General features: G+C 73.0%; 3 protein-coding genes. All 3 read right to left on the bottom strand.

Annotated elements, in window-relative coordinates; all coding sequences use genetic code 11:
• On the bottom strand, window positions 1-1,251 hold a 1,251-nt coding region (locus tag AB0D57_RS10150), incomplete at its 3' end, for a sugar ABC transporter permease (RefSeq protein WP_362069716.1).
• Window positions 1,252-1,321: 70 nt separating this feature from the next.
• Window positions 1,322-2,737 (bottom strand): extracellular solute-binding protein, encoded by a 1,416-nt coding sequence (locus AB0D57_RS10145; protein WP_362069713.1) that lies wholly within the window; start codon window positions 2,735-2,737, stop codon window positions 1,322-1,324.
• Between the two features lie 319 nt (window positions 2,738-3,056).
• Window positions 3,057-6,452: an FHA domain-containing protein gene (locus AB0D57_RS10140; RefSeq protein WP_362069710.1), complete on the bottom strand. Its 3,396-nt coding sequence runs from the start codon at window positions 6,450-6,452 to the stop codon at window positions 3,057-3,059.
• Window positions 6,453-6,508 lie beyond the last annotated feature (56 nt).

The following is a 6,508-nucleotide window of genomic DNA, read 5'->3' as shown; positions in this document are numbered from 1 at the left end:
GATGTTGAACAGCATCACCGGGATCACGAGCAGCAGCAGGAACACCGCGATGGCGCTCGCGATGCCCGGCTGGTCCTCCGAGAAGCCCTTGCGGTACAGCTCCAGGGCCAGCACGTTGGCGTCGTCCTGGGACGAGCCCGGCGCGATGATGAAGACCAGGTCGAACACCTTCAGCACGTTGATCATCAAGGTGACGGTGACGACCGCGAGCACGGGCGCGAGCAGCGGCACGGTGACCCTTCTGAAGACCTGCCACTCGTTCGCGCCGTCGACCCGGGCGGCCTCCAGGAGCTCACGCGGCACGCCCGCGAGCCCCGCCGCGATCAGCACCATCGCGAAACCCGCCCACATCCAGATGTACGAGCCGATGATGGCCGGCGTGACCAGGGACGGGCCGAGCCAGTCGAGGCCGTTGTAGGGCTCCCGGAAGTTGCTTGCCGGGAGCCGGAGTTGAGCCCCGTCGGCCTTGTCCGAGAGGGTGAAGGTGCCGTCGTCGGCGACCTTCGTGGAGTCGACCACCTTGCTGTCCTTGACGGCCTCGACCTTCATACCCGCGTAGCCGAGCTCGCCCGTGTCGACCTGGCCGAGCTTCCCGACGCCCTTGCCGCGGGTGAAGTCCTGCCAGGCCGTACCGGTGACCTTGCCGGGCTCGGGCGCGGCCTGTACGGCCTCCTTCGCGCCGCCGGGCATCTGTTCGGGGGCGACACCGACGAGGGGGAGGGTGACGGACTGCCCGGCCTGGACGGGTTGTCCGGTGATGAACCCGCCCTGGTCCGGCTGGAGCGGCGACTGCCGTCCCGGGTGGGCCTTCGGGAACGCCGACGACTCGGCGAACGTGTCGTGCACCCCCACCCAGACCGCGTTCGCGACCCCCTTCTCCGGGTCCTGGTCGTACACCAGCCGGAAGATGATTCCCGCCGCGAGCATCGAGATCGCCATCGGCATGAAGATGACCAGCTTGAACGCCGTGCCCCAGCGCACCCGTTCGGTGAGCACCGCGAAGACGAGTCCGAGCGCGGTCGCGACGGTGGGCGCGAACACCACCCAGATGATGTTGTTCTTCAGGGCGGTGCGGATGCCGTCGTCCGTGAACAGGGACTTGTAGTTGTCGATTCCGGCGAACCCGTCGCCGGACTGGTCGTAGAAGCTGCGGACGATCGAGTACCCGATCGGGTAGACCACGAGCGCGCCGAGCAGCACGAGACAGGGCAGCAGGAAGAGCACTGCCACGGTCCTGCGGGTGCCGGTCACGCTCTTGTGTTTCCCGGGCGCGGGAGGAGCCGGGGTGGCTCCTCCCGCCGTTGCCGACGTCATCGCCGGATCAGCCCTTGTAGGCCGCGGCCGCGTCGGCCTCCAGCTTCGCCTGCGCGCCTGCCACGTCCTTCGGGTTCTTCAGGAAGTCCTGCAGGACCTTCCACTCCCCCTTGCCGGGCGTACCGCCGAAGGCCTGCGGGGCCTGGTCGGACATGTCGAAGCGGAAGTCGTCGCCCGCGGCGATCAGGGCCTTCGCCATGGACTGCTGGACGGCGTTCGGATACGCGGAGTTGGCCACGTTCTTGTTGGGGGAGAGGTAGCCGCCGAGCCCGGCCCAGATCGTCGCCGCGTCGGGCGAGGCGAGGAAGGTGAGCAGGGCTTGCCCCGCCTTCGAATCCTTCAGCAGTACGGCCGCGTCGCCACCGCTGACGACGGGCGCCTTGTCGCCCACCGCCGGGAACGGGAACACCTTCGCGTCCGTCCCGATCTTCGCCTCCGTCTCCGCGATGTTGACGCCCACGAAGTCGCCCTCGAAGACCATGCCCGCCTTCGGCTGGTCACCGCCGGTGAACGTCTGCGTCACCGACGCCGGGAACTCCGTCTGCAGCGCGCCGTCCGCGCCGCCCGCGATGTAGTCCTCGTTGCCCCACAGCTGGGCGAGCGTGGTCAGCGCGTCCTTCACGGACGGGTCCGTCCACTTGATCTCGTGCGCGGCGAGCTGGTCGTACTTCTCCGGCCCGGCCTGGGAGAGGTAGATGTTCTCGAACCAGTCGGTGAGGGTCCAGCCGTCCGCGCCGCCGACGGAGACGGGGGTGACACCGGAGTCGTAGACGGTCTGGGCGGTGGAGAGGAACTCGTCCCAGGTCTTGGGCTCCGTCACCCCCGCGTTCTCGAAGACCTGCGTGTTGTACCAGACCAACGACTTGTTGGCGGCCTTGAAGTAGACGCCGTACTGCTTGCCGTCGATCTTGCTCAGATCCTGCCAGCCCTGTGAGTAGTTCTTGGCGAGCTGAGCCTGCACGTCCGCGCCGACCGGCTTGGCCCACTTCTTCTCCACGGCCTGCTTGATGGCGCCGACCTGCGGAAGCATCGCGACGTCCGGCGGCGCACCGCCCGCGATCTTCGAGCCGAGGAAGTTGATGATCGGGTCCTGCGCGGGTACGAAGGTGACCTTCGCGCCGGTCCGCTTCTCGAACTCCGAGAGCACCTTCTTGAAGTTGGCCTGCTCGGGGCCGGTCCATACGGCGGCCACCTCGAGGCTCTCGCCGTCGAGCTTGGGGAGGGTGAGGGTGCTGCCGCCGGTAATGGCGCTGCTTTCCTCCCCGTCGCTGCCGCTCTTGTCGCTGCTTTCCCCGCCGCATGCGGTGAGGGTGAGCGCGCTGACCATGACGAGGGCTGCGGCTGCTTGTGCGGCCCTGGATGACCTGTGTGTCGAGTGTGTCGAGCTGCTGGGCGACCTGCGTGTACCAAGAGTGCTGCGCATTAATGCCCCGTTCTTCGTTCGTCATCGAACGTCCGAAGCTGTCCCGTGCGGTCTGGTCTACGCCTGAGGGCTGGAGTGCGGCAAGAGCACCCGCGCTGTCAAGGGAGTGATCGTGATTGGGTCGTGACGTGCGCCGCCCTTGTTTGCAGTGGCATCCGACGCGTGGGGTGGGCGATGCGGGTCACCGCCGCGGTCACGTCACGGCGCGCGATATTCGGATCTCGCGCGTCCGAACGCCGTGCCACGATGCCGAGATGATCTCCAACTCGCCCATATCCCCGTCGTTCCCGCAGGCCGGATGACAGCCGGTGCGCTGAGGTCAGAGCAACGACGGCACCTCGACTGCCGCCACCGACCGTGCCGCCCGCTCCAACGCGCTGGCCAGGAGCGCCAAGTCCGTCGGCCCGTTGCCGAGTTCGCGGACCGGGCGGCGGGCCGGGGGGTCGCCCATGCGGTGCCAGTCCAGGGGGACGACTGTGGGGCGGAGGGTGGCTGTGCGGGGGATGCGGCCGGTGACGCGACCGGCTTGGAAGGGGGTGAGGCGGCCGTCGGGGGTGGAGAGGCGGCCACGGCCGGGGGCTGGTTCGTCCGCACCCGGCGACGGTGGGTCGAGGGTGACGCGGAGCGCGGCGGCGCGGCCCAGGTCGGTGGTGGCCGTTCGGCCGTCGTCAGCGGCGGTCGCCACGAGGTGAACCCCGAGGCGGTCGCCCTCGCGGGCGACGGCTTCCAGCGCCCGTACGACCGAACCGGCCGCGGGCCGTCCCGGTGATCCCAGCGCGGGGGAGAGCAGTGCGTCCAGGTCGTCGACCATGACGACGAGGCGGGCGAGCGGGGGGCCCGGCTCGGTGCGCTCCCGGGTCGCCGCGGGGCGCAGGCGCAGCGTCGAGCTGGGCGGTGCGTCGAGATCCGCGGCTCCGGAGGAGGCTTCCGGCGACGAACCGACGGGGGGCTTGGGTGTGCGCTGGGCGACGATCCGGGGCGACGCCTCGCGCCGGGTGTGCCACTCCGCGAAGTCGAGCCGCCCGAGCAGCTCGGCCCGCCGCTTCAGCTCGGCGCTGAGGGACTGGGCGAACTCCCGCATGCGCACGGGGCCGTTGGCGGTGAGGTGGGTGGTGACGTGCGGGAGGTCCGTACAGACACGGAGTCCCTCGCCCCCTTGTCCCGCGCCATGGCCCCCGGTGCTGTCGCGTCCGTCCACGAGCACGATCCCGAGCCGGTCCGGTCGCTCCGCGGCGGCCAGGGACGCGGCGATGGAGCGAAGGAGTTCCGTACGACCGCTGCCCGGTGGGCCCTCGATCAGCAGATGCGGGCCCTCGGCGGGGAGATCCACGGCGACCGGTCCGCGGGGGCCTGCGCCGAGGACCGCCCGGCCACGTCCGCCGAGCGCCTCCGCGTCGTCCGCCGCGTCCGCCCAACGCGCCATCAGCGACGCCGGGGTGGCTCTGGCAAGTCCCAACTCGTCCAACAGGCGTGCCATTTGGGGCAACGGGGCCGACACGCGCGTGTGCCGGTCGGCGTGCGTGCCGTCCGCACGCAGGGGAGCGAGCGCGCGTGCGAAGCGCTCGGCCCACGCCGGTGACACCGCGTCCACGGCGGCGACGGTGCCGTGCCCCACGGGCCCGCCCGACGCCACCCGCAGCAACCGCAGTGCCGTCGCCACGTCCCCGCTGAGCAGCGCCACCGCCCCGCACTCCCGGAACGCCGGTGACGCCTCGGCCGCCGCCTCGTACGTCTCCGTCACCGGCGACGCGGGCGACGCCGGTGACGTCTCGGCCAGGCACACCACGTGGACACCGGCCCGCGACCCCTCGTGCGCCAGCCGCGCCACGGCCTCCCGGACGTCGGCGCCGCCGGGGTCCCCGTCCACCACGAGGACCGTGTACGGCCCGTCGAAGGCGCCGGGAGTGGGGTCCTGGTCGCGCGCCCAGGAGGGCCGGTGCGCTCCGCCCCGTACATCGGCGCCGGCGTCCAGGGGGGTGTGGTCGGCCTGGTCGTACGGCCTGGGCCTGGTGCCCGAGCCGTCGATGCCGACCGTGTCCGACAGGTGGTCCTCCAGGCGGCGGAGGAGTTCGGCCGTGCGGGCCGTCGCCTGTTCGCGGTCGTAGGCGAGCAGGAGACGGCAGTCCTGGCCGTGGGCGGGGCGGAGGTGGGGGAGCCAGCCGAGCCAGGACCACTCGGCGGTGCGCTCTTCGACCGTGCGGGAGCGGTCCGTGCTGATCAGGACGATCTCGAGGGCGTCGGGGGAGTGCAGCGCGGCGAGCTGCGCCACGACCGAGCGGGCCAGCCCCGCCAGGCGCGTCCGGGGCCCGGCCAGGCCCAGCGCGCCGACCTCCCGCAGGTCCGCCGTCACCGGCACCGCGGACAGCAGCCCCGAACCGTCGGGCGCCGCCCGGTCGGCCGTGCCCAGCCGCACCGTCAGCGCCTCCGGGTGTCCCGGGCCGCGCTCCCAGAGGCGCGGGCCCGGTCCGAGCGCGGTGAGCAGCAGCGCCGCGGGATCGGGCCAGCTCTCCGGCGCTCGCGCCGCCGACGAGGCTGCTGCCGTGGGCTTCGCGGCCGCGTACTCCCCGTCGTCGTAACCGTCGGGTCCGGTGCCTGCCGCTTCTCCACGGCCACCGGCCAGCCGCCGCGCCCACGAGCCGAGCCCGCCCCGCTTGCGGACCCCCGGCGGCACGTCCGTGCCCCGCGTGGGAGTGCCTTTTCGGGTGCCGGTGTCGGGGGCGGCCGTGGCTCCGGTCGCTGCCGCGTCGGGAGCGGCCTTGGTGGGGGCATCCTCGGTGGGCGGGGCGGGCAGGCGGCTCTCCATGCGGGGCGCCCTGCCCTGCTCCGGCACCGCCGGGCCGCGCTCCCGCGTCCCGGGGACGCCACCCGAGGCCCCCCACTCCGCCACTCCGTACGCGTGATGTGTGTCACCGCCGGGTGAGGCCGGGGCCCTGTCCGCGCCGGAGGTGCCCCCCACGCGCGCGTGCGGCACGACAGACGCGGACGCCCCGGCGGATGCCGACTTCGGGCGGGCCTCGGTATCGGTGACGGTCCCCGTGGCCACCCGGACATGGCCCTCGCCGTCGGGCGTCGTCCGCACGGACCCCGCGCCGCCGGGTGGAGCCAGCCGCAGGGCGGACTCGCCGACGCGCAGGAGCGCGCCCGGTGCGAGGCGGACGGGGCGGGTGCCCACGCGGGTGCCGTCCAGCGTCGTGCCGTTCGTGGAACCCAGGTCGGCGACCGAGACGCGGCCCTCGGGGGTGACCGTGACCGCGCAGTGCAGGCGGGAGACGTCCGGGTCGTCCAGGGGGACGTCCGCGTCGGCGGAGCGGCCGATCTGGATCCGGCCGCCGTGCAGGAGGTGGACGCCGCCCGCGTCGGGGCCCGCGACGACATGGAGCTGGGCCGCGACGTCGTCCACGTCCGGACCGGGCTCCGCGGGGGCGCCCAGGGACAGCACGGCGCCGTCCGTCAGGGGCGGCTCACCCAGCGTGCAGCGCTGCCCGTCGAGCCGCTCGGCGCCCACGTACAGCACGACCGGGCCTCCCCCGAGCTCTCGGCTTCGCTCGAGCGGGGCGGTGCCCCCGTCCCCGCCGACCGCCGAGGCCAGGCCCGATGCCACCGCCGCCAGCGCCGTCCCGGCGGGAGCGGTGACCAGCACATCGCAGGCCGCGGCACGTCCCCGTGGCTCCGAGGGCGGGCCCAGCCGGTCTACGACGGTCAGCCGGATCTGCATCGCCGTCAGCGGTCCCTTCCGCGCAGGCACCCGCGCGGCAGGCGAGGCTGTGCCGC

The organism is Streptomyces sp. NPDC048275 (genome assembly GCF_040652275.1).
Taxonomy (GTDB): domain Bacteria; phylum Actinomycetota; class Actinomycetes; order Streptomycetales; family Streptomycetaceae; genus Streptomyces.
This window is presented reverse-complemented; position numbering and strand designations above follow the sequence as displayed.

Coding starts and splice junctions, on each gene's coding strand:
- AB0D57_RS10145 (WP_362069713.1), bottom strand. CDS start 2,737: ATGCGCAGCACTCTTGGTACACGCAGGTCGCCCAGCAGCTCGACACAC.
- AB0D57_RS10140 (WP_362069710.1), bottom strand. CDS start 6,452: ATGCAGATCCGGCTGACCGTCGTAGACCGGCTGGGCCCGCCCTCGGAG.